The organism is Methanococcoides orientis (assembly GCF_021184045.1).
GTDB lineage: Archaea > Halobacteriota > Methanosarcinia > Methanosarcinales > Methanosarcinaceae > Methanococcoides > Methanococcoides orientis.
Map to the genome: position 1 here is coordinate 289,690 of NZ_CP073710.1, position 25,240 is coordinate 314,929.

22 protein-coding genes are annotated in these 25,240 nt (G+C 41.6%); 14 read left to right on the top strand and 8 right to left on the bottom strand.

From position 1 onward, the window contains the following. Positions 1-5: 5 nt before the first annotated feature. Positions 6-848: an indole-3-glycerol-phosphate synthase gene (locus tag J7W08_RS01630; RefSeq protein WP_310742514.1), complete on the bottom strand. Its 843-nt coding sequence runs from the start codon at positions 846-848 to the stop codon at positions 6-8. 684 nt (positions 849-1,532) lie between these two features. Between J7W08_RS01630 and J7W08_RS01635 the strand changes: the two genes are divergently transcribed. From J7W08_RS01635 to J7W08_RS01665, 7 genes are all read left to right on the top strand, one after another. After that, entirely contained in the window at positions 1,533-2,312 is a 780-nt protein-coding gene (locus J7W08_RS01635; protein ID WP_048193910.1) for a flagellin, read from the top strand. Positions 2,313-2,517: 205 nt separating this feature from the next. Further along, positions 2,518-3,456, top strand: a complete 939-nt coding sequence (locus J7W08_RS01640; protein ID WP_233084933.1) for a hypothetical protein — start codon at positions 2,518-2,520, stop codon at positions 3,454-3,456. A 109-nt stretch (positions 3,457-3,565) separates the two neighbouring features. Next, entirely contained in the window at positions 3,566-3,808 is a 243-nt protein-coding gene (locus J7W08_RS01645; protein ID WP_233084934.1) for a glutaredoxin family protein, read from the top strand. 14 nt (positions 3,809-3,822) lie between these two features. Further along, positions 3,823-4,743 (top strand): thioredoxin-disulfide reductase, encoded by a 921-nt coding sequence (gene trxB, locus J7W08_RS01650; protein ID WP_233084935.1) that lies wholly within the window; start codon positions 3,823-3,825, stop codon positions 4,741-4,743. Positions 4,744-4,828: 85 nt separating this feature from the next. After that, positions 4,829-5,221 (top strand): DUF2111 domain-containing protein, encoded by a 393-nt coding sequence (locus J7W08_RS01655; RefSeq protein WP_233084936.1) that lies wholly within the window; start codon positions 4,829-4,831, stop codon positions 5,219-5,221. A 72-nt stretch (positions 5,222-5,293) separates the two neighbouring features. After that, positions 5,294-6,184 (top strand): serine/threonine-protein kinase RIO2, encoded by an 891-nt coding sequence (locus tag J7W08_RS01660; protein WP_233084937.1) that lies wholly within the window; start codon positions 5,294-5,296, stop codon positions 6,182-6,184. 55 nt (positions 6,185-6,239) lie between these two features. After that, on the top strand, positions 6,240-7,724 hold the full coding sequence (locus J7W08_RS01665) for a trimethylamine methyltransferase family protein (RefSeq protein WP_233084938.1): 1,485 nt from the start codon (positions 6,240-6,242) through the stop codon (positions 7,722-7,724). A 144-nt stretch (positions 7,725-7,868) separates the two neighbouring features. Here J7W08_RS01665 and J7W08_RS01670 read toward each other — a convergent pair whose 3' ends face one another. From J7W08_RS01670 to J7W08_RS01695, 6 genes are all read right to left on the bottom strand, one after another. Beyond that, entirely contained in the window at positions 7,869-8,426 is a 558-nt protein-coding gene (locus J7W08_RS01670; RefSeq protein WP_233084939.1) for a DUF2284 domain-containing protein, read from the bottom strand. A gap of 68 nt (positions 8,427-8,494) precedes the next feature. Then, positions 8,495-11,476: a nitric oxide reductase activation protein NorD gene (locus J7W08_RS01675; RefSeq protein ID WP_233084940.1), complete on the bottom strand. Its 2,982-nt coding sequence runs from the start codon at positions 11,474-11,476 to the stop codon at positions 8,495-8,497. Between the two features lie 6 nt (positions 11,477-11,482). Continuing rightward, a complete protein-coding gene (locus J7W08_RS01680; protein ID WP_233084941.1) occupies positions 11,483-12,307 on the bottom strand; it encodes a CbbQ/NirQ/NorQ/GpvN family protein in 825 nt (274 codons plus the stop codon). Between the two features lie 68 nt (positions 12,308-12,375). Next, entirely contained in the window at positions 12,376-12,873 is a 498-nt protein-coding gene (locus J7W08_RS01685) for a hypothetical protein (protein ID WP_233084942.1), read from the bottom strand. A gap of 18 nt (positions 12,874-12,891) precedes the next feature. Beyond that, entirely contained in the window at positions 12,892-14,271 is a 1,380-nt protein-coding gene (locus J7W08_RS01690) for a monomethylamine:corrinoid methyltransferase (RefSeq protein ID WP_233084943.1), read from the bottom strand. 13 nt (positions 14,272-14,284) lie between these two features. Continuing rightward, on the bottom strand, positions 14,285-14,935 hold the full coding sequence (locus tag J7W08_RS01695) for a cobalamin B12-binding domain-containing protein (protein ID WP_233084944.1): 651 nt from the start codon (positions 14,933-14,935) through the stop codon (positions 14,285-14,287). A gap of 417 nt (positions 14,936-15,352) precedes the next feature. Between J7W08_RS01695 and J7W08_RS01700 the strand changes: the two genes are divergently transcribed. The 4 genes from J7W08_RS01700 (at position 15,353) to J7W08_RS01715 (ending at position 19,072) form a co-directional block, all read left to right on the top strand. After that, positions 15,353-16,399 carry a DMT family transporter gene (locus J7W08_RS01700; protein ID WP_233084945.1) on the top strand — a complete coding sequence of 349 codons (1,047 nt, stop codon included), beginning with the start codon at positions 15,353-15,355 and terminating at the stop codon, positions 16,397-16,399. Between the two features lies 1 nt (position 16,400). After that, the gene (locus J7W08_RS01705) at positions 16,401-16,697 is read left to right on the top strand and encodes a hypothetical protein (RefSeq protein WP_233084946.1); all 297 of its coding nucleotides are present in this window, start codon (positions 16,401-16,403) and stop codon (positions 16,695-16,697) included. A gap of 12 nt (positions 16,698-16,709) precedes the next feature. Beyond that, positions 16,710-16,868, top strand: a complete 159-nt coding sequence (locus J7W08_RS01710) for a hypothetical protein (protein WP_233084947.1) — start codon at positions 16,710-16,712, stop codon at positions 16,866-16,868. A gap of 218 nt (positions 16,869-17,086) precedes the next feature. Then, a complete protein-coding gene (locus tag J7W08_RS01715) occupies positions 17,087-19,072 on the top strand; it encodes a DUF460 domain-containing protein (protein ID WP_233084948.1) in 1,986 nt (661 codons plus the stop codon). Positions 19,073-19,186: 114 nt separating this feature from the next. Here the strand turns inward: J7W08_RS01715 and J7W08_RS01720 are convergent, their stop codons facing one another. Beyond that, positions 19,187-19,732 carry a ferredoxin domain-containing protein gene (locus tag J7W08_RS01720; protein WP_233084949.1) on the bottom strand — a complete coding sequence of 182 codons (546 nt, stop codon included), beginning with the start codon at positions 19,730-19,732 and terminating at the stop codon, positions 19,187-19,189. 89 nt (positions 19,733-19,821) lie between these two features. On the opposite strand from J7W08_RS01720, the gene mobA reads away from it, so the two are divergent. The 3 genes from mobA to J7W08_RS01735 all read left to right on the top strand — a co-directional run bounded on the left by mobA (position 19,822) and on the right by J7W08_RS01735 (position 25,121). Next, complete coding sequence (gene mobA, locus J7W08_RS01725; protein ID WP_233084950.1) at positions 19,822-20,427, top strand: molybdenum cofactor guanylyltransferase; 606 nt, start codon at positions 19,822-19,824, stop codon at positions 20,425-20,427. 605 nt (positions 20,428-21,032) lie between these two features. Beyond that, complete coding sequence (locus J7W08_RS01730) at positions 21,033-21,857, top strand: CbbQ/NirQ/NorQ/GpvN family protein (protein WP_233084951.1); 825 nt, start codon at positions 21,033-21,035, stop codon at positions 21,855-21,857. Positions 21,858-21,863: 6 nt separating this feature from the next. After that, positions 21,864-25,121 (top strand): nitric oxide reductase activation protein NorD, encoded by a 3,258-nt coding sequence (locus J7W08_RS01735; RefSeq protein ID WP_233084952.1) that lies wholly within the window; start codon positions 21,864-21,866, stop codon positions 25,119-25,121. The last annotated feature ends 119 nt before the right edge of the window (positions 25,122-25,240 follow it).

The window sequence follows — 25,240 nt, forward strand, 5'->3', positions numbered from 1 at the left end:
GTATTTCAGTCAAGAGCATCAACAAGCTCTTTCGTCTTGCTGTAAATATCGTCATTTTTCACGATGGATGTTCCAATGAGTATCGCATCGGCACCAGCTGAGATCATCCTTCTCACATCATCTGCAGTATGAACTCCACTTTCACTTATTATGAGATGTTCAGTACCGCTCATGCGATCGTGTTCTTTTATTATTGGTATAAGTTCTTCTGTTGTTGCAATGTCCACTTGCATTGTTGTAAGGTTCCTGTTGTTAATTCCAATGATCCTTGCTGAGGTATCAAGTGCATTGAGCAGTTCTTCTTCATTGTGCACTTCTACCAGAGGTTCGAATCCCTTTGAACGTGCATATATGATGAAATCTTCAAGTTTCTCATTTAGAAGGCCTGCGATAAGCAGAATCAGATCACTTTTAACCTCATCGAACTGGACTTTGTCAATTATAAAGTCCTTTCTGAGGACTGGTATAGATATATTCTCCCTGACCGCTGTCAGGTTATCAGTGGACCCATTAAAAAATTCAGGTTCAGTTAGAACAGAGATCGCAACAGCTCCGGCCTTTTCCATTTCTGTGGCTATTCTCTTTGCTTCGGTAGGATCTATATCTCTTATTTTCATTGATGGGGATGCTGGCTTTACCTCAGAAATGATAGGAGCTTTTCCCTTCTGTTTTTTTGATAATATTGAGTTGATTATGTTTTGTGTATTGGGTGTGGAATTATCTAGGGGTATGCTATCATTTTTAAGTTCATAAAGTTTTTTAACCCTATTTTCAGTTGAATTTATAATTTTATGTATTGCAGAATGCATAATAACCACTTGTGTACAATGATGTCTAATGATGTACATAATACTTATTGTATATACGTTTTGCGGATTATAATATATTCTCAAGTATTGCTGTTACATAGTGTACAGACATGTCTGTTTTGAATTATTTGGGTAGGTAGTTAGGTTACACAAGACTGTAAAATAGATACGATCGTTGCAATTAACCTACTAATATCAATTCTGTAGTGACGGTTGTTTTATCTTTCCGAATGTCTTTTTTAGTAATAATTGCTGCAAAGGTTAAAATGCATAGTTGTGATAGCAATGCAAATTGCTGTGTTTAAAAGTAGTACTGGATTCTTTCGATTCATCTTTTCTAATCATATGAGAACTTCTTATACAAAAAATCCAGTCATTTACGTTTGAAGCAAAGGTTTATTTGAAATCTCCAACCGGTGAGTATTTATACGATATTCTTCAGACTCATAATGATTATAATAATATTAACTTTAAGTAATATGTAGCATTGTTTGTTTGGGCTATAAGCTTTAGAAAGGATAAAAACAATTACTTAAATGCCTCGATACTTGTCCTGGATTCAGGCTTGAGCCTTAATTCAATGACAACCGGGGATATTCAGATAATTCCATAAAATGGATTCCAAACGATTCAAAGTTTACCATTCAACTCTGAATTTGAATGAAAAATACATAACATAATCATAATTCAATGATCAAATATAACTTATGAGGAGATGAATAAATGAAAGCAAACAGGCATCTGATGAGAAAAGATGAGTGTGGACAAGTAGGTATAGGCACACTTATCATCTTCATCGCAATGGTATTGGTAGCTGCGGTAGCTGCCGCGGTATTGATCCAGACATCTGGTGTTCTTCAGGATAGGGCACAGTCAACTGGTACACAAGCTGCTCAGGAAGTATCAACCAACATGATGATCAAGAGCATTGAAGGTGTAAGGTCCAGTAATGGTACCGAGCTCTCTGACACCGTTGACCTTCTCAAGGTCAAAGTAGCACTCAATATTGGTAGTTCTGCCATGGACCTTAATCAGTTTGTCATTACTGTGACTGATGGTGTGACTACAAATGATCTTGTCTATGCTGGTAATGATAAAACACATAGTACTGCCATGGCTGGTTTCTCTTCATCTGCAAACGCTTCTGCAAATACAATTCAGTTACTCACAAACAATACAACTGGTGTCGGTGAGAACGGCAAGTACTTCTTCACTGTTGAGAAGATGAGGGATGATGACGAGTCATTCTCACAGGATAGTCCAATTATGAACCAGGGAGATTTTGTTACGATCTACATCTCTACTGTAGGCAATGCTGCAACAGGTAACACAGCTGTTGGTGATTTGACTGTATCTTCTGGTAGTCTCGATAATACCGGGCTTACAATTGAACCAAGATCAACATTCAGCCTAATACTAACTCCTGAAGCTGGTTCATCAACGACTGCGAAGTTTACAGCACCATCCTTTGGTCTGGACACAAACATTGCCCTCAAGGCATAAGGTGAATTAATTCACCTTATTCTTTTTTATTTTTAAAACCGTGAATATCAATATTTCTATTATTTTGGCCATTAATTTATCTTAGTGTATTATATTGCCTTCAGGTTATTAATCTAAAAATAATGTGGTAAAAATTGTATCTGGTTGTATGCATATTTAGAAATGCATAGGTTATACAAGGAGTTATTTTCATATGGTGGTAGTGTTGGGAAAAACATTTTTTTGTACATTAATGTGCATTGCCTTGTTGCTGGTCACTTGTAGTGGGTGCCTGGGTTCAAGTTCCGATGAAGATGTAAATGAGACTATATCTTCATTTTTGACTTCATTTAATAATGGTGATCTTAATACCGCATTTTCTTATTATGAAGGGAAAGATTTCCTTGTTCCTGCGACATTGGAGATCAAGTTCAATAACAGGGGTATACTAATTGATTCCATAAAACAGTTCGAACTGAAGGATACTGTGGTTGATGGAGATGTTGGTTATACAACTGCAGTATGTGAGGTTACGCATTTTGAAAAGAACAAAGCTGCTGGTACAGAACAGAAACTGATATACTTCAGGGTCCAGAAAGTGGGTGCCCTCTGGGTCATTACAAAAGTAGATCTTGATGGACCGATATCTGCTTCTGAAACGCTTGAAGATATAGAAGTTCCCGCTACACCGGTTGATCCGATCATCAATAATATTCCTCTAATTTCAGGGGTAACAGTTGCTGTGTTGGCTCTAGGTATTATCTTGAATAAAAAGGATAAGTCCGGGGGTGACAGCACTCCGGTACTGGATATTTCTACTGCTGTGCCGGTGGAAAAAGAAGCTCTTGCACAGTTCATTAAATTCGTACCTGCTCATCAGTACTCTGCAGGTTCAAAGGCAGCAGTGGATATATGGATCAAGAACTTCTCGCAGCAATCCTATGATAACTTAACAGTAATTGCCAATTTCCCGGGAACTGTCAAAGTTAAAAAGCCTGCATTATCATTTGGAAGCATTGGTCCGGGTGAGACTGTCAAGAAGACATGGAGTATAACTCCGGCTATATCTGGTTGGGTTGCCATAGAAGAACCTATGGTCGTTTTCGAGTATGCTGGTACCCGATATTCCGGGCAGCTTGATCCTGTCTGGCTTAATGTTCAGTGAAGGCGGAAGGTTTTTCTAAACCTTTTTATTTTTCACTTTTTAGTATGTATTTTTAAAAGATGAGCTACATATTATATTCTGTTATTTAACAAACAAGGGGATGTAGTTTATGGTAAAAGTAACTCTTATTCATGCTTCGTGGTGTCATGTTTGTCCTGCTGCCAGAAAGTTCTGGAATGATCTTAGATCGGAACGTGACTTTGACTATGAGGAGGTAGATTATGATACTCCGGAGGGTGCCGAACTCTCGGAAAAGTATTCGATCATGTCTGTTCCAACAACTATAATCGATGGTGAGATTGCTTTTATAGGCGTCCCTGGCAAGGAAGAAGCTCTTTCGAAAATATCCTGATGAGGTGGCTCAAAATGGTATACGATCTAATTATTGTAGGTGGCGGCCCCGGAGGCCTGTCTGCCGGAATATATGCTGTTCGTTACGGGTTGAACACACTCGTTCTTGAGAAAGGATTTGTCAGTGGCCAAATAGCGACCACTGGTGAAGTAGAGAACTATCCGGGTTTTCCTTCCATAAGTGGTATGGACCTGATGGATAAGTTCTCCGAACATGCAAAAGCAGCAGGTGTGGCAGTTGAGAGCAGGGAGATCCTTGGGATCCGGTCAGAGGGTGATCGTAAGATCATCAGTACGGACTCAGGAGACCTGGAAACGCTTAGTGTCATAATAGCTACAGGTGCGAATCCCCGACACCTTGGAGTTCCCGGGGAGAAAGAGTTCCGCGGAAAAGGAGTTTCATATTGTGCTACTTGTGATGGTCCTTTCTTCAAGGGTCGCAATGTGATCGTTGTGGGCGGAGGTGAATCTGCACTTACCGATGTATTGATCCTTTCAAATATTGCAGCTTCTGTATGTGTTGTACATCGCAGAGATACGCTTCGAGCATCACAGATACTTCAGGACAGGGCTTTTGCGAAGCCCAACGTTGAGTTCTCATGGAATACTGTCCTTGAAGAGATCATTGGTGATTCCGTTGTAAGGGAGGTCGTACTTAGAAACACCGTTACAGATGAGGTATGGAGAACTCCTATTGATGGTATCTTCATCTATGTTGGCATTGAGCCAAATACTGAATTTGTTGATGTTGAAAAAGATGCTTCCGGCTTCATCATAACAGATGAGAGAATGGCTACATCAGTGGATGGCATATTTGCAGTCGGGGACTGCAGGGCAGGTATTCTGCGTCAGGTTATAACTGCTGTAAGTGATGGTTCTATTGCGGCGTTTGGTGCCTACGAATATGTTTCCAATATGAAACACAAAAGCGAATGAATAGATATTTCTATTGTCTTACCCTTTAGGAATACCTTAAAAACAAAATAACTAAATGTTTCAATTTCAGGTGGGATGTAATAATATGATGTGTTTAAAGATCTGTCCGGATTCAACTTCTGAAGACCTTAAGCCAATTGCAGAAGCGGTACATTCGCTTCTTGGTATCCCTACTACTATCCGAAGCAAGAGCTTCCATGGGATCCGAATGGAGAAGGGTCAGATAATCGATGAAGATTATACCGGTCCTGTTCTGGAAGAGGTGTTGGAAAAGAATACGATCATCAGGAAAGTTCCTATGGAGGGTGTCTACAAAGGCAAAGCTGTGGTCGTGGTTCCTATCAGGTCAGCCGATGGTGAGGTTTTAGGTGCTATTGGTCTTGTGGACCTTGTGGCAGCTCTTGATATCCTTTCTGTCTTCCGTGAATATCCTGACATCATCGGTGAGGTCGAAGATGCTAAAAAGCGTATGTCATGATGGCATAGGTTTTTCTTCTCATTTTTGATCTGGTAACACAAAGCTCTTTAATATTCAGGACAATTACTGCCGATGATAGACGATGTGCTCAAGTTCTTCAGGACACTGGATAGTAAGGACCTCAGAATTCTGACCGGTATTGAGATCGGGATGAAAAATTATGAATGGGTCCCTATCGAAGAGATCCGTAAATATACAAAACTCTCTTTCGAACAGCTTGAGTACAGGCTTTTTAAGCTTTACAAGTCAAACATCGTCGTGGGTACGAAAACCCCCTATGAGGGCTATCAGATCTATTTTGACGGATATGATGCACTTGCATTGAACACATTTGTAAAAAGGGGAGTCGTCAGCGCCATAGGTGATGAGATCGGTGTCGGCAAGGAATCAGTGGTTCATGAAGCTATTCAGGAACCTGAGTTAGCTATTGCAGATCCTATCCCTGTTATCATCAAGTTCCATAGGGAAGGAAGGACTAGCTTTAAACGCGTAAAAAGAGTGCGTGACCACCTTGTTGACCGTGAACATTTCTCCTGGATATACGCAGCCAGACTTGCGGCCAAAAGGGAGTATGATATCATGCAGACATTATATGACAAGATATCAATACCTAAACCTCTTGATCACAACAGACATGCAATTGTCATGGCTCCCGCAAAGGGAAGCATTCTTGTAAAGACCAGACTTCTGGAACCGGAATGGGTTCTCGATGAGATCCTTTCCCAGATAAAGATCGTTTACTCTGAAGGAATAATACATTCTGACCTTAGTGAGTACAATATCTTCGTCAGTGATGAAGGTGTGGAGTTCATAGACTGGCCTCAGTATGTTACAGTGGAGCATCCCCATGCAGATGAGCTTCTTGAGAGGGATGTTTTCAATGTGCTGACACATTTCAGGCGCAAGTACAATCTTGAGAAGGATCTGGATGAGGTAATTTCCCAGATCAAAGAAGATGCATAAAGGTTGACCTCAAAATTGTATGTTAGTTTAAAATAATTATTATAGGTGATCGTTTATGCTAAAAGGTCTCAAAGGCAACATGAATGGTAAGTTAAAATTCCTCTCCGATGAGGAATGTGAAGAGATTCATTACTCTTCTTTGGAAGTGTTGGATGAGACCGGTCTGAAGATCGAATCTAAAAAAGCTTTGGACAAATTAGATGAATTTGGGTGTGATGTAGATAGAAGAACTTCTATTGTTAAGTTCCCAAGTTATATTGTGGAAGAATGCCTGAAGCTCACCCGTCCTTCTATTAAATTGTATGGTATTGATTCCAAATATAACCTTAAGATTGAAAAAAGAAGGTCTTATGTATCTTCTTCTTCCGGCTATGGAATAATAGATCGCGAGACACATTTGCCTCGTGATGGAAACTTAAATGATGTTGCAGAAGGTGCTTTGCTTGCAGAGAATCTTGATAACATCCACTCAGTTGTTCCTTTAATGGCAGGAGTTTCTGATGTTCCGAGTCCTGTGATGACTCCTGTCATATTAGGGGAAACTTTAAAGAATACTCAAAAATCGATTGAGTTCTACATAACCGGGGGGGTTGATGCAGATACTGATATGGACAACATCATTGAGATGTGTAAAATTGTATCTTCGGGTTCGTCTAAGTTAAAAAAGAACCCTTTTTTGATGTTCGTTGTTGATTCATTCTCGCCTTTGACTTACACAGATGATCAAATAAAAAGCCTGTTCAGATCAGTCGAAGAGGGTTTGCCTGTGGTACTTATGCCTGGTGTAATCGGTGGTGCAACAGGTCCTCTTACTCTTGCTGGTATGCTGGTTCAAAGCAATTCTGAATTTTTAGCAGGTGTGGTACTTTCAAATCTGATCAAAAAAGGTGCTCCTCTGATGTATGGTCACTATAACACTATTATGGATATGCGTACAGGTATCTATTCTGCAGGTGCGGTCGAGATGGGCATACTTGGTGCATGCATTGCTCAGATGGGTAACTATTATGATATTCCTACAAATGGTTTTTATCCAATGTCGGATTCACACGTTCCTGATCAACAGGTTGGTTATGAGAAAACAATGCAATGGGTTTTGTCGTCTCTGGGTGGTATGAATTATTTGACAGGTGCCGGTGGAGTTGAAAATGGAACTTTGGTCTCACTTGAACAATTAGTTATTGATAATGAGGTTGTTGGGATGGTGGATCGAATGCTGGAAGGTATTCAAGTAGACGATGAGCGAATTGGTGTTGATGTTATCAAGAGTGTTGGTCCAGGTGGTAATTATCTCAAGCACAAACATACGAGGGAATGGATGTATCGTGAATATTACACTCCTAAGATAAGTGAAAAGCATTCATTTGCTGACTGGAGTAAGGATAGTGGGAACGATGTAGTTCAGAGGGCCAAAATTAATCTTGAGAACATTCTTCAAAAATCAGATTCTCCTGTACCAAGTGATATTATTAAAGATATTTCGGAATTTCAGGAGCATTTGATAAAAGGATCAATTAAGCAATACTCAAACTCAAGCTAACTAGCTGATAGTTATATACCTTTTTTATTAGATGCATAACTTTGGCAGAAACATTGCATTAATGAATTAATGCAATATTTTTCTCATTTCAATTTATAATGACTTTATTTTAGCATTTTTTGGCCGCGATCTTGCCAATGATTATTAATCTAACAAAAGCAACCCCCACCATTCAATTTTATCGGTAACAGGGAATTCGAGTGTTATACCTGCATTCTTCAATGTACCGACTACGTCTATTCCCATGCCTTCCATGGACGGTCTCGCATTAAACGGATGCCTACAATCTTCTCCGCTCTTCACACATTTATCACAGTACGTACAGTCTCCGCCTGAAAATCCAGCTGCAAATCTATATCCTCTTTTCAGTGCTTCCCCTTCAAGGATCAATAGAATATCAGAAAGTTGTTTGGCCTTCTTGTTCAGTTCATGTTCAACCGAAGCAGAATCCTGAATGGTTTGTGGTTTAGGTGGATTTTTATGCTCGACTGCAAGTACCATAGCAACTCTGTATCTGGAAATAATTTTCCGGACTTCATCAATTGGTGGAAGATTGGGAGGACAAACCAGATCACCATAATGGTTACATCTTGGAACCATGCACTTTAGGCGAACACGTTCATCGACAATAATGCCTGTAGCCTGCATAAGCGAAGCTCTTGCAGCTCCATTTTCGAGTGCAAGGGATATGATTTCATCCAACTATTTATCACTGCATTCCATCTATCTCTCTCCTGTTGTTTTATGTAAATTTAGCTAATGTCTGTCCTTTACGTTGTAATGTGATTGTACAAAATGGGCAACCTCTCTGGCAAAGTGACTGCATTGTCAAGAATGGTGTACCCTACATCCGAAAATATAGAATCCATGTAGTCACTTGCCTCGGAATCAACCGTTATGCAGAAAAAATGCATTCCAAGGGTATTACCTTCCTGAATAGCCATTCTTGTATCCTCGATTGCAGCCTGTCCCTGGTATTTCCCATCAGCAAATCCTAGATCATAAGGTTCTCCATCGGAAAGCAATATTAGCAGCTTAATCTTGGCATCAACCTTTTTGAGTTTTGTTATGGAATGCCTTATGGCTGCACCCAATCTTGTGTTATACGCAGGTTCTAGTGCAGCAATTTTGCCTTCGACATCTTCTGAGAATTTTTCCCCGAAATCCTTTATACCATAATATTCCACATCAGTTCTCGTATCTCCGGAAAACGCATAGATAGCATATTTGTCACCTATACTCTCAAGCGCTTCTATCATTATGACCAGAGCCTCTTTTTCAACATCCAGTATGTTTTTCCCGTTATCCAGCTCTTTATCTGTGGAAGCGCTTATATCCACCAGGAAAAGAGTAGCTACATCCCTTTCGCGTTTATCCCTTCGTATGTAGAGGTTTTCCGTTGGGTTGATTCCACATCTCCTATCCGTGAACGCTTCTGTAATTGCATCGAAATCAAGTTCATCTCCGTCAGTCTGTCTCCTTAGTTTCTGGAATGATACGGGTTTCATCATTTTGAAAATGCGGTTTATAAGTGATATTTCATGGTTGTAGTGTTCCACTGTGTCCTGGTAAAAACTACTGGATTTTCCGGTGGGCAATACATCATATACCATGCACCATTCGGATTTGTAGTCCTTTATCCCGGCATCCCATTCATCGTAGCTATAACTGTCCAGCACATCCCAGTTTTTAGCAATCGCGCACTTTGGACCGGATTGCAAGTCTTCCTGCATAATCTCATCTTCATCCAGGTCTAGTATGGTCTGGGGGATAAAACGTTCGAGGATCTTTTCCGTAAACTCCTTCTCTTCTTCCAGGGTTGATGAGATCCCGATTCCTTGTCCCCGATAATCCAAATTTCGAATAGCATTGTATTCCTTGGTTTTTAGGGATCCAAACTGTTCCTCAAGCATGCTGTAAATGTCAAATGTCACTTCGAGTGAAGTGAAAGAGGTTGAATTGGGCTGGAATATCTTCTTTTCCAGTATACTTCTAACTTTCTCAATTGGCAGCCTGTGGCTGCCGTCAAGGTCAAATCCGGCTTCATGTCCGAGAGAGACTAACAGAAAGGCTTCCATGAACTTTTCCAGCTGTTCTTCAGGTTGTTCCCTATCTGCCACCATCTGTTCCTTTACCTTTTTGAACTCCCTGCGCAGTCCTCTGTAGAGATTTGTGGTCTGGTACTCAATCCGTGCATCCTCAATAATGCCCAATATGTCTGTTGCAATGAATGGGTTTGGGAACAGGGCGATTGGAATTGCAAAATCAATAGTTATTTCATCATCTGATGTTCCGTTTGCTTCAGCGATACCCTCTAAAAACGTAGTGTCCAGATCTGCCGCTATTTTTCCGAACAATGGCAAAAGGGCACTAACAGAACAGGTTGAGGTTCCGAATTTGGCATGTCCAACTTCATGCATAACGCTGAGCTTGTAAATCCTGAAATTATCTTCAAAATCTCCGTGTCCCTTCATTGTTGGTGTCAGGTAGATTGCCTTTCCTGAAACCACTGGATGTGAGGGATGGGCGTGTTCTTCCGGCAGGAGGTTATGCGACCTTATAACAAAATTAATTCCGGAAATGCCGAAGGCATAATACTTCAGGACTTTTGATACCCTTTTAAGGGCAACACCGCTCATCAATTGTTCAACAAATTCCTTTGAACTTCTGGATTTTAATGAAAAATATAGCCGGGCGTTAGACTCATCATTTTCAAATATCTCAAGGCCGTACATGGCCCATTCTTCAAGTTCTGTTACATCAAGATCTTCCAGCAAAGTAAGGGAGTTCCTGAAATAACCGATGGCTATTTCCCGGTTTGTTTCAAACAATATGATTCCGGTATTCACCCATTTATCAAGCTCCTTCGGATGAATATTCATCAGGATCTGTGGGAGATTCTCAAAATAGATTCCTGCAATTAAACGATCTTTTTTCAGCAACAATTCCGCATTTTTAAATATTAGTTCATAGAATTTTCGATTCAGTTTTTTCAGGACCTTTAATGAATTATTGTAATAGTCCGAGCCGTAAACTGAAGTTTCCTCTGAGATCTTTTTTCCTATAGTTACCCATTTCCCAAAGTCTTCTGCTGTGAGTTCTGTCATAACTTCGGGAGCATTTTCAAAATAGCTTTGGATGCATTTCCGGTTGATCGCAGCAAGCTGTGCACCAAGATCGATAAGGTGGCTTCTTTCTTCCATGGTTGTATTCTTGAAAGAATTTGCCAGTCCACCAAAAGTTCCCTCGAAAAAGGCTTTTGCAATATCCTTATCTTCAGCAATCAGCTCCTTTCCCTTTTCCACCCATCGCAACAGTTCTTCCATTTCCATATCGCTAAGCAACTTGGGTGTCATATCCAGGAAAATAATTGCAAGCTCTGGCTTTTCCCTTGTAAGATCCAGTGCGGTCGCTTTCCATTTTTCAAAATCTTTGTCCGTTAGAGTTGCCATCACAAGAGGGGTATTTTCAAAAAAGGTAAGTGCTGCCTGGCTATCTGATCTGGCAAATTCTTCGGTGAAACTTAGCAGTTTTTGCCGTTGTTGGAGTGGAATGGCCGAAAAAACGGTTTTTGTTTTATTGATTAGATCAATTGCATTCTTTGCCTTTTTTGCTGAAATTTGCCTGATTAAAGCTTGCCATGATCGGAGCACTTCCAGATCCATCAGTGGCATTAATTCCGGAAGTTTATCCTGATATGCCTTAACTATCTTCTTGTCAATAGTTCCCAAATTCTCTTTGTCTTTGGGCATTGATCTTCACTCCACAATGGCGGATACGATCTCGTCTATGCTTTTCTGAAGATCAAAATCATCTGTAATGGGCTTAACCATTGCTGCCCTGCATGCCTGCTTTGGATCGATGCCGGAATGTATCAGCATACCGGTGTATATTAAAAGGCGTGTGCTTACCCCTTCCTCAAGTCCATGCTGTTTGAAATTTCGTATCCTCTGGCCAATTTCCACAAGGGTGTGGGCAGTCTCTTCATCAATTCCGCTCTCATGTGCCACGATTTTAGTTTCAAGATCAGCAGGTGGGTACTCAAAGTCCATGGCTACAAATCTCTGCCTTGTGCTCTGCTTCAGGTCTTTTAGAACGCTCTGATATCCAGGGTTATATGATATAGACAGTGTAAATTCCGGGGGAGCATGGAGAATAATTCCCAGCTTGTCAACCGGCATGATGCGTCTGTCATCCGTAAGCGGGTGAATTACCACCCTTGTGTCCATTCTTGCTTCTACAAATTCATCGAGGTAACAGATGGCACCGGTCCTGACAGCTTTTGTAAGGGGTCCATCATTCCATTCTGTTGATTCTCCTTTGATCAGGAACCTTCCAATGAGATCGCTGGCTGTCAGGTCCTCATGGCAGGAAATCGTAATCAAGGGACGCTTTAATTTGTAGGCCATGTACTCCATGAACCGTGTTTTTCCACAACCTGTCGGGCCTTTCAGGTTGATGGGTAGGTTGTTTTCATAGGCAGCCGTATAAATTTCCACTTCGTCACCAACAGGCAGGTAGTAAGGCTCTTCTGTGATGATATATTCTTCAACCGGTTGCTCGGAACATATGATGTTTTTCATGATAAATCACCTGTCATTTTGGAAACACAGTTACATGTGAGTAATACAAACGTTTTTAAAATTCTGAATTAAACTAATTCGTTTTTAATGTGTTCCGACCATTCGGGAACAAGTTTATACTCAATATCCATAACACTTTCATGTTTTCCTGTGCAGCTGATTATTCCATCTTTTTTAAGTTTGACAATTTGAGGAATAAGCTTTCTGGCACAGGGACGCTTGGATAGGGAGAGTAGAATTTCTCTCAGGGTCAGTGGTCCATTGGAGGCTACAAGAGCTTTAAGGACGCCACGTTGTAATGATGTTAAATACATATTTCCTCCTTTTTTTGAATGAACTGATAAGCTTTCATATTCGGGGAAAGGTATTTTCCTTACAGGGGGTGAAATTAGAGGGCTTTGATCTTTATGAGTAATCTCACTTGTATCATAGCCCTCTTTTGTGGGTGTTGTTTGGTGGTTTTTGGTTTTTGGGGGTGGGGAAGAAGGCTTTGATTTCTTTCTGTTGCCAGAAAATGTTTCAAAACCTTCTTTTAAGGTTTTGGTGCAAATAAAATGGAATTGCACTAATCATTTCATTTTGTTTCAGAACTCGAATTCCATACCGAGGTCTGTCAGTTTAGCCTTGGATTTAGCCCACAGATCCACATATTCCTGGGATGGGGTAACTTTTTCAAGGTCGTAGCATTCATAGAATTTCTTACCCTTTGGAGCATTTCCAGCGGTTGTCGTAGGTGCATATGTCTTTTCAAGCTCAACACAGAATTCGTTCATGTCAGCCATACTCATCTTTGCAGCTGCAATTCCGATTTCTGCGGTTATGCGGGAATCCATTCCTGTGTATGCATCGACTTCAGTTCCGCAGGTACCTGCACCACCAAAGAGAATATCGATACCACCAGCAGTTATTGCACCGGCATATACTGCAATCTCATCGATCATCATTTCAGTGCATGCTCCTGCAGATGGGAATACATAGTTGCTGTACAGTCCCTTGGTGTTTCTCTTCAATGCAGCTCCTGTATGTGCTGAAACAAATGTTGGTGCTGCACTTGAACCTTCACCTGACATTGGGTTGAATGGTGGGCAAATTGAGTAGCTAGCAGCCCCAAAGACCATGTATGCCACAATACCCTCAGCAATATTTGCGATGGCAGTTGTTGCAGGTCCGCCAGTGTATCCTCCCATAATTGGACACATGCATCCATCTACTGTGAGGCTGTTCTGGCTGGTGTTAACTGCTTTCTTAAGACAGTCCCAGTCAATCTTCATATCATTCAGGAGACACAGAAGATGCATATCTTCAGGTCTCATTGCGCCAGGACCATCACCAAAGATCTGTCCTTCACTGGTAACTGATGACATGATACCGACCATTGGCATTCCAGGTCTTCCTGCCATACGCATACCTTCACGGGTCCAGACAGCTTCTGCTCTTGCACCGAGCATCTCTATTGGGGATCTTGCCTTCATCTCCATTCCGTGCAGGGTTGCAACTGATCCACAGTGAATTCCGGATGCTAATGGTTCTCTTGCATAAGATTCCATGACCTTTGCATAGTATTGTTCGCTGATTACACCACCATTTGCACCGCCGAATGTTGTTGGAGCTCTTTTGTCACCGGGCTGCCTTTGCACTACAGTAACTTTCTCGTTTCCAACACCATATGTTTTTTCACCAGGTAGAAGTCTCAACTGTTCTTTTATTTCGCTTTCTTCGAGCTTAATTACACTGTTGGTGCTTATGTTGTAGATACCGACATCGACTATGAGTTCCATAGCTGCTTTGAACATGGAATCAACCATATCCATATCCTGAGGAACAATTTCATCAGGATTGTATGTAATATCATATTCTTTTGCGAGCTCATTCAGCCTTTTTGGGAGTATTCTGTTGTCAAAGTTTTTCTCCTCTATCTTATCTGCTTCAACTGATTTCTGGTATAGGTTAATTATATCTAACATTTTAGTCACCTCTTTACTTTGAGACAAGTTTCTTTGCAGCTTCTACTGCCTGGTGTGAATTGAGTGCGTATGCATCTGCTCCAATACTGTCAGCATAATCCTGGCTGACTGGGGCACCACCGACCATCACTTTATGGTTTTCTCTGATTCCCATACCTTCAAGCAGTTTTACGATGTCTCCAAGATATGGCATTGTTGTGCTCATGAGTGCAGAACCTGCAACTATGTCTGCATTGTTGTCTTTAGCAGCCTGTACCATTGTTGTAACCGGTACATCTCTGCCCATATCTACAACTTTGAAACCGGAAGCTTGTAGCATACCTGCTACGATGTTTTTACCTAGGTCGTGGATGTCTCCTTCGATAGTTCCAATAACTACAGTTCCTTTTGTAGCAGATGTTTCGCCGGATGCAGCCATTTTTTCAGACAATGCATTGCTTGAACTGTTCATTATCTCAGCAGCGATCATGACCTGTGGAAGATAATATTCCATGGTCTCGAATCTGACACCAACTTCGGTCATAGCTTCTGCCAATTTATTCAGGAGTGTAACTGGGTCTAAATCTGCACTGATCCATTCAGCTACCGCCTCTGCTGTTCCGTCTTCATCAATTGCTACGAGGGTATCGTAAGCTTTTTGCAAAATCTCATTTTCGGATGACATTTTTGTTCACCTGTTTCCCATTTTCATTTGAGCACACTTTATCTCCTGATTATTTCCTTCTGTTTTTCTGTGCTCATATTAATCAAACATTACATCATATTTAAAGCTATTTACAAAAGACTTATATATTACATTTTAACAACAAAACATTTATATATTATAATAAGAACCTGTTAGTGGGGCTGTGGAATCCATCTTCAACTCGACACCTGACTTCTCCTCGGTGCCTTCCACGGTCCTTCTCTTTTTTGTAGGAATTTCTTTTGTATATTATATATAAAAACATCGATTAATAATTATTATATATAAACATTTTTACCATAAACTTATATATAACATCATCTCCTTTTTATATTACCACTTAATTTGATGGTAATGGACTTGTAAAGTGTGACTAGACTTGTAGGAGGTCTATACATGGATATACGAGAATTAAAAAGGTTAGAAAATAAAAGAAAAATGAATAAAGGATATATGTGGGCCCTTTTCTGTGCAGTATTATGGGCTCTCTGGTACATCCCGGGAACGATAATCTGGGCAATACCTCCATTTGATACAATGTGGGTAGCCATCGACGCAACACATGGTGCTTCAATGGCAACAATTATAGTTGCTGTGCTAATAACGGCATTCAATGCACTGACTGTTATTATTGCACTTTTAGTGTGGAATGGTGTTCTTGGAAAATTTGGGGAGATGAAAAGAACTCTGACGGAACTCCATCCTTGTAGTAAATGGTTCTTCCTTGCATCTATCTTCGGTGGTCCGATCGCAATTCTTGGTTCATTTATTGCTATAGGTTTTATTGGTGCATCATTTGCAGCAGTAGCTGCATTATTATACCCTATTGTAGGTTCTGTCCTTGCATGGAAATGGTATGGTGAACAGATCTCCAGGCGTGCAGCATTTGGTATTGTTGTTATTATGATCGGTGGTATCACCATATTCGTAGGTGGTGCCATTGCAGATATTGCTGCAGGTGGCGTTAGCTGGATAGGTTATCTTGGTGGTTTGATGTGTGCTTGTGGTTGGGGTATTGAAGGTGCTATTGCAGGCAAGGGTCTCGATATTGCAGAGCCTGATGTGGGTATTACAATTCGTTTCATCGGCGAGAATGTCATCTGGTGGATCATTATCATACCTATTGTAGCACTAGCTGGCTTCCCAGTGGTCGAATATGCATTTGCAGCACTGAATCCTCTGTCGATCCTCGTACTGGGATTTGCAGGTATCACTTTTGGTTACTGCTATGTTTCCTGGTACAAGTCCTTCCCTCTCATTGGTGTAGGTCGCGGACAGGGTATTGCAAACCTGTATGGTCTTTGTGCAGTGATCTTCCTTTATCTGTTCTTTGCGCAGGTTCCGCCATGGACTGTTCTTCTCGGTGGCGCACTTTGTGTCCTCGGTAGCTTTGTAATGATCTCTGAAGAAACGGGTGATGTGGAATCAATAAGGGGTGATTAAAATGGCAGGACAACGCCCAATAAAATTCAGGTTACTTGAGCTGTTTTCCGATGAAAAGGAACACTGGAACAATGAGATCGTTGTACAGATCCAGAAAGAGTACAACATGAACAGCAATTTCGGAAGGGATTCGATCAACTTCGATATCCTCGAGCTTGCTTCAGGTGGTATGCTCAAATCTGTAGAGTCAAAGGTCGACGAGGATGGTGTATACAAGAAAGGTTTCCTTTTGCACAAATATGCTATCACAGATTTCGGAAAGGTTCGTGCATCCGATGCATGCTTAGAGTACGTATAAGGAGGTTTGAATATGGGAGCAATGAACGACTTTATGGTAGGTTACTACGGCGAAGGATTTGACATGACCCTGGCCCCTGTACCAGCAGCAGAATATACCTGGATGATCGCGATCATCGTTATTGCACTGATCGCATTGTGGCAGGCAAGAACATTTGTGTCTCAATTTTAAGGATGCAAAAAAATAAGGTAAACAATTATGAATATTCTGGTTCCGCTCCAGAATATTCCTTTCTACTTTTTCAGTCAAATTTAAAATTTTCATAATTGAATGGCCATTTTGCTCATGTCTATTCTTCCTTAAAATGACACCAACTGGGTATATATTTCTCTTTAACATATATTACATATGGGGACATCTGATCAAGCTCTATGTGATGATGGTAGATTATGCAAAATCCAGATTATCAAACCAGGGTAATATTCGGGATAGACATCGCAAAAGGCTCCTCTCGTGCGAAGGAGCTTCCAAGGTATGCAGTTGCTGTGCTGAAAGAGGGAGAGGTAACCCATCATAAAATGGTGCGCCTTCCGCGTATATTGAAGATGGTCCGTGAGGAGCATCCTGAATATATCGCAGTGGACAACATTTTTGAACTGGCTCCGGACAAGAAGGAACTTGTGCGTTTTCTTCAAAAACTTCCTGAAGGTGTCCGGCTTGTACAGGTTACAGGTGGTCTGCACAAGAAATCCCTGTTACATCTTGCAAAAGAAAATGGACTCTCCTTCAACCAGTTCGATCCCAACGAGGAGGCAGAGGCATGTGCGCGTCTTGCAAGCATGGGAATTGGCTCTGAAGTTTCCCTTTTTGAGGACATCACGAAGATCAAGGTGAGCCGTGCAAGGTCACTTGGGCGTGGGGGATGGAGCCAGAACCGGTATCGACGTAAGGTCCATGGGGCTGTCAGGGAAAGGAGTCGCGAGGTCGAGGCGATATTGAAGAAAGCGTCAAAGGAACATGGATATACGTATACAAGCAGGATCTCCAGTGGGTTCGGAGGCTATGTGCGCGCTGAGTTCACTGTGTATGCAAAGAGGAATAAGGTTCCTGTTGGTTCAGGTTCCACTGCGGATGCCCAGATCCGTGTAAGTAACGTGGTTCGTGACAAGATCCAGTACACTCCCCTAAAGAAGCTCAAAAGGAGGCCTACTATTGTGGGCATCGATCCTGGCACCACGGTAGGAATAGCTATACTTTCTTTCGATGGGGAACTTCAGCTTCTGAAAAGTATCCGTGGCATTTCCCATGATGAGGTTGTCAAGCTTATCGCTGAATATGGGAAACCGGCGGTCATTGCTACGGATGTCACGCCGACTCCGGGTTCTGTGGAGCGGATAAGGCGCAGTTTCAATGCTGTGATAAGCACGCCTTCAGCTGAGATATCCTCTGAGGAGAAGATCGCTCTTGGAAGACCTTTTGGATATTCTAATGACCATGAACGTGACTCTCTTGCCGCGGCTCTTTATGCTTACCGGAATTACAAGAACATGTTCTCGCGTGTTGAAAAGAAAGCACCTCAGCATCTGGATATGGATAAGATCAAATTGTACGTGATCCAGGGTGCTTCCATAGGTGAAGCCATCGAGAAAGTTTCCGGCGTACCGGTTCCTGAGAAAAAGCCTGTGAAGGTAGTGGAAACTCTTGATGAAGATACTGAAGAAAGGGTCAGGAAAATTTCAGAGAAACTTAAGTTAAAAGATACCCAGATAAGCAATCTCAGAGATTATCTCCAGGAACTCAAGAAGGAGTTGAAGGCAAAGGATAAGCGTATCTCAAAACTTGAACTTAAGCTGGAGAATATGAGGAAAGCCAACCATCTTCAGATCCGCAAGGACAAGGAGATCGAGATACGTGAACATAAGATCTCATCTCTGAAGAAAGACCTGCGCAGGTCTAAAAAGTCGTTAAAAAAAGCCTATTCCAACATTAAGAAACTGAAGCAGATAAGAAAGATGGAGATCAAAGGCGAAGGGATCCCTGTAAAGATACTTCCTTCCTTTACCCGTGAGGCAATTTTTGAAATAAAGGACCGTCTTGGCATCAAGAAAGGGGATGTCATCTTCCTTCAGGATGCAAGTGGTGGGAGTTCAGTGACAGCTTCAATGGTAGTTGAATTGGGTGTTCGTGCTGTGATCACTTACTCGGATATGACATATGCTGCAGAGGATGTTTTCTTCAGGGCAAATGTCCCATTACTTAAAAATGTCAGGATGCAGAGAGTTGACGATCTTGCAGTTGTAGAGCCTGCTCTTCTTCAGGAAGCCCTGGCTGAGTGGGAAAAGGAAGCTGAGATTAAGCGTCAGGAAGAAAAGGAAAAGAAATTGAAGCATCTTGTGGATGAGTACAGAAGTGAGAGGCGCAGGGGTCTTGTCTGACCGGTTGCGATGGTCTTTTGTTTTATCCTCATTGCTGCATTCCAGTCTGATGTATCTATTTTGCTGCTTTAGCTTCATATTGAAGCTTCAACCTTTATTTTGTCTTATAGTATATTATTTTCTGTCAAAGAACAGGTTCTTGCCCTTGATGCTGAGAGGCATTCCACATGCGATGTCAGCATCCAGAAGTCCTGCTGATAATGCTCCGGCACCTACCGAGTACATTACCCTGTTGTCAACACAGAGGTCCTTTGCTCTTGCAGCAGCGCTTCCCAGTGCAATACCCATGTCAATGTACTTGAAAGAACAGTGTGGGCCTGTGAAATCAACGTTTACCTTTGATTGCTGGAGCATGTCCTTGCAGCTTTCAAAACCACAGGCTCCACAGTTTAGACCAACGACACTTTCGGTCTTGAAACCGATAAGTAATACTGCATCTGCATTGCGTACATTCTGTGCATCGCGGTTGAAGAATGTAAATCCATCTCCCTTCCTTTCTGCCATCTCTTCCATGGCTGACGCAAGGGTTTCCACATCTTCTGTTTCCAGTAATGCTGTTACAATATCGTCTTTTCCTTTTGCTTTAGGCGCTGTCCTTGCTGCAACAAGTATTGTCTTTGCAAGCATGTCAATAGTTTCGGATTCAGGATTAATTTTCATGAACACATTTATGTTATTTTCAGACTTAATAATTTCTGTGTAAAGCTATACGCATCTTTTTGTATCATCATTCTCAATTACAATTTAAGATGACAATATCAGCATTGATCCTTGCAGGCGGGCGTGGCAGGCGCCTTGGAAATATGGAAAAGGCCCTTATGAACTGTGATGGCAGGTCTGTGCTGGAAAGAACCATCAACATGCTTGATGATGTAGTTGATGAAGTACTGGTCTCCGTAAGAGATGAAGCGCAGGAAAAAGAGTTCGAGTCACATTCCTGTGGTAAAAAGATGGTCCTTGACAGTTATTCTGATATAGGACCCCTGGCAGGGATCCTTGAGGGTTTCAAGGCAGCAAAGGGGGAGTATGTCTTTGTGACTGCATGTGACATGCCTTTTATTGATCCGAAGGTCGTTGAGCTCATGTTCCAGTGTGCAGAAGGGCATGATGCAGCAGTACCCTTGCGTCCGGATGGTTCCATGGAGCCATTGTGCGGGGTCTATCGTGTTGCACCTATGTTGCCTTTGATCGAAAATTCGATAAGTTCGGGGAAGAGGTTCATACTTGCACCGGTCTTTGAACTGGATGACGTTGTAGGCGTTGAAATGGAGTGTATTCGTGAAGTAGATCCGCAGTTAAGGACATTTATCAACATTAACACATTTGATGATATGGATAAACTGGATGTATGTTGATATATCGTTACATTTTGTATTTTTCATTAGGCTTCTAAAATTCGTCACAAACAATTTGTTTTCTATGTTTCTTTTAGATACTGTTTTTCCTATGGTTCCTACAAAATCTATTTATATCAGCCATTCTCATAATTATTATGGGAATGTTATATTACATCCCATAATTGCAGGCAATTAGGCCTGATACAAGAGGGGAACGATTTGAGAGATTCAGAATCAGCACAAGAGAAAGAAGAATCTGGGCAGATGATGTACGAAGAAGAATGTAATGGGTTCTATTCAAGTTCAGGACAGGCTTTTATCAGAATACCGATGAAATAATTTGATTTCCAATGTTTGCTCCATCGATCTGTTGATCGATTTATTCGGTTTATCTGATATTAGACAGAACTTATTCAGCAAAAGAAGTTTTCTTTTTTAATTTCTTCTTTTTGCTTTTAACAATTTTATTTGTTTGCTACTATTCTCATCTAAGTTTCATCGATATTTCTGATATTACTCTAATTTATGTTGTCAGATTTTATTTTTTATCCTGCTCTTTCATCTGCAAAACATTATCAACTTTAAACACTAAAATTATATCAGAAAGTTAAGGAGTGATCCCAATGACCGATATTATCTGTTCCCAGCAGCGTGCTGAAGAATGCGTCATTAAAGAAGAACCATACTACGTTCCTGTCGGAAATGAGGTCGAGATCTTCAGGGCTGCTTATGAAAATAAACTGCCTGTCAGTCTCAAAGGACCAACCGGGTGCGGGAAAACACGTTTTATCGAATATATGGCCTACGATCTGGGGCGTCCTCTTATTACGATCTCCTGTCATGAGGACCTGACAGCTAACGATCTTATCGGCAGGTTCCTGATAAAAGGAGAAGGAACCGAATGGAACGATGGACCCTTAACAGCTGCTTTGAAAAGCGGTGCTATCTGTTACCTTGATGAGTTCGTGGAAGCAAGGATGGATACAAGAGTAGTAATTCATCCGCTTACGGATGACCGGCGTATCATGCCCATCGAGAAAATGGGTATTGTACTTCAGGCACCACCTGAGTTCATGCTGACCATCTCCTACAATCCGGGATACCAGAGCGTGCTGAAGGACTTGAAGCAGAGCACAAGACAGAGATTTGTTTCTATTGATTTTGACTACCCGCCTGCTGAACTGGAAACCGACATAGTTGCTCATGAAAGTGGCGTGGATGAGGAAACTGCTCGCACTCTTGTGGATATTGGTCATCGCATACGTAATTTTAAGCAGCATGGCCTTGAGGAAGGAGTAAGCACCCGTCTTCTCATATATGCAGGTATGCTTATCAGGTCCGGGATAGAACCAAGGGAAGCATGCAAGGTCGCCATGGTCAAGCCGATCACAGATGATGCTGACCTCCAGAAAAGCATAGATGAGATCATATCAGCTATTATGGAGTGAAAGTAGTTGTCACAGGATGAAGGGGAGGTCGTTCATCTTAAGGAGGTAATTGATATCCTGGATTCAGCAGGTCTGCTCGAGGACCTGTCAGAAGTTGAAATCAGTGAAATCTCTGCTGAATTTGAAAAAATACCTCTGGAATTGCTTGTACTTTTCAGAAAACAACCCTCCAGGTTTGTAGAATGGTTCTCTATCTGGATGTATTCACTTAACAAGGACAAGGGTCTTGAAAATATTTATTTATCTGAAACTTTTCCCGCATTCATTGCCCTCGGTTCTGCCACTTTCAGTAGTTTGGTCGAACTGGCCATAGAACTAAATTCTTTGAATTCCAGTGTTGGAAATGCATTTCTGGGAAAGATCGAAGAGCTTGGACTTTTGATGGAACCGGAACTTTTAACCATCTGGTATCCGATGATACGGGAGATTGCCGGTAACAAATGGGAAGTTGCTAATGAGCTTATTGGGCAGACTGTGATTGTCTTTTCTGCTCTTCCGGAACACCAGAGAAAATTGCTTTTGCTCTCCTCAAAGGAATTCAGGAATATTGATCTTCAGCTGTTCCTTACATTCTTTACCAGTGCACCTCTTGCATTAGCCACACTAAGCAGAAGTGAGTTCGATAAATGGACATCTCTCGGAAGAGAACTTTCTGTTGAAAACGGTGAGGTTGCCAGCTTATTCCTGAAGATTACTCCTAAGTTCATTGGCAGGATCGATATTGAAGATCTTGCAGAATATGTGGAAATGGGCAAAGGACTCTTTTCATACGATGAACCTGAAGCTGCAAAGACATTCTATGGGGCGGTTTTCAGGGGATTGGGAAATAATCTTCTGCGGGCTGACAGGGATGAAACAAGACATCTCATCGGTATTGGTGTACAATTAACTAAAATCTGCTGGAGATGTGTTGGGAGCTTTTTTGAGATTGCACCTGAGATGCTAATTCATCTGGAAATAGGGGAGTTCGATGAGTGGGTCTTTATTGGGGAGAGCATTTCGCAGAGCTCAACATTTTATGGCTCGAACTATTTCCACAATTCTCTTTCTGTATTGAAGAACACGGATCGGAAATACTATTCGACAATATTCAGTAATGCAAATCATCTGGCAGAAAATAATGGAATGCTTGCAGGAATATATTTTTCCATCCTGTCAGATGTGCTGCTCAATATACATCCGAAGGAGATCGAAAGATGGGTACATACGGGTCTTGAAGTCTTTAAAATCGACAGAGAAATGGCATTCAGTTTTTTCAGGAATTCCCCGGCATTGCTAAAGGACCTCGATGTAACAGAGCTTGATGACTGGGCGAAAAAAGGGCTTTCCATTTTTGAAGAGGATCGTGGGAGTGGCAGGTCCTATTTTTCGCTGAGGTCAAAGAGTGCAACGGAGTTTGCTGAAAAACTGATGAGTGGAGTGGCACTTAAGCGCGTGTCAAGGGTCCTTAAGTATTATTCAGTGGGAATCTCAGGCATAAATTTCACAATACGTTCAAAGAGTTTCCTGTCAGGAGAGTTCAGCAAGTATCCTAATCCGATAGTTTCCGGCAGGACGATCTATCTGGAGCCTACGGTGAAAGGGTATGGGGATTTCGAGGAGAACTTCACTATCTATAAGTTGGCTGTAATGCATGAAGTGGGACACATCCAGTTTGGAACTTCGGTCTTTGAGCTGAAGGATCTTTTGCCACTGCTAGAAAAGACTGGTATTGACATTTTGGATCTTCCTGAGGATATGGAAGTTGATCCTGCTGTTAAGTCTAACGTAGTTGCATTCGTTATCGGGAAACTTTCAGCTCCATTCATTGCTGCTGACATAATGGGAATTATAGAAGATGCAAGGGTGGAGCACATGACGACATCCCTTTACAGGGGATTGCTCCGGGAGTTCGAAAAAGTAAGAATGCAGATCTCACAGAACAGAAGTCCAGATAAATTTGGTATTGAAAGGTTTATGGAAGCTTTTTTGCTTTACTCTGTAGGTATCGAACCATCATTTGAAATTGAGAGCGATCTCCAGGAAATTTTGGATATTTCTCATGAAATACTTGTAAATAATGTTTTCAAACCTGATTCCTCCACACTTGATTCACTTGAAGCGACTATCGAAATCTATACCGTGCTTACTGATCGTTTTGGTCCCCTGAAATTAATGGAATATGAGTCGATAAGGAATTTTGACTATCGTGGAATGGGTGTCGGTTCTTCCTCTTCCACTCAAACTAGTGGTGAAGAATTTACGGAGCATGCAATGGAATCTTTTATTCCTCAGACCGTCCTTCCGGATGAAGGAGAGCTCATTGAGGACAGGCCGGGCAAAGGTCCTGAATATGCAAGATCGAAGAACTGGGAAGTGCTTGGAAGTTACAGTTATGATGAATGGGATTCCCGTATGCAGGACTATAAGAACGACTGGTGTACTGTCTATGAAGTATCCCCTTCAGGAAGTGACAATGAATTCTACCTTGAGGCCAGGGAACATTATGCACGTGAGATCACTCTGATTAACCGGATCTTTAAGATGATGAAGCCGGAATCCTTCCGCAAATTACGCAGGCAGCTGGATGGGGATGATTTTGATCTTGATGCTTTGATCGAGGCTTTTACTGACAGGAAGTGCGGTATCAACCCTTCTGACCGGTTGTACATTAGAAGGGATAAGCGTGAGAGGGATGTTGCCACTCTTTTCCTTCTGGATATGAGTGCATCAACGAGGAAGAAACTGGAAAATGGCCGTAGAATACTCGATGTGGAAAAGGATTCACTTATCATCATGACCCAGGCCCTTGAGAGCATAGGAGATAAGTATGCAATTGCAGCTTTTTCCGGCAATACCAGGTCCGATGTTGAATTCTATACGATAAAGGAGTTCAACGAGCACTTTTCAGAGGATGCGGAATGCAAGATAAGCGCTCTGGAACCTGCAATGAACACAAGGTTGGGTGCTGCGATCCGTCATTCCATCTCAAAGCTTAAGGACATCGATGCAAGGATAAAGCTTCTTGTCCTGCTTTCAGATGGCGACCCTTACGATCTTGGTTTTGCTGACGGCAAATATGAAGGGCAGATGGCCATTGAGGATACAAGGGTTGCAATACAGGAGGGCAATGCACTTGGGATGCACTTCTTCTGTATTACTGTTGACAGTGAAGCAGGAGAGTACCTGGATGCCATCTTCTCGGATGTAGGGTACACTATAATCGATAATGCGGCTTCACTGCCGGAAAGGCTTCCGATGCTTTATAACAGGATAACTACCTGATCTATTAAAGCGATGCTGTGTTCTGTTAAGTGATGATACATTTATGTTAGACTGAACTTGAAGTTTGAATTAAAAAAGATAAAAAAATGAAATTGCAGACATTATATCTGCAACCATTA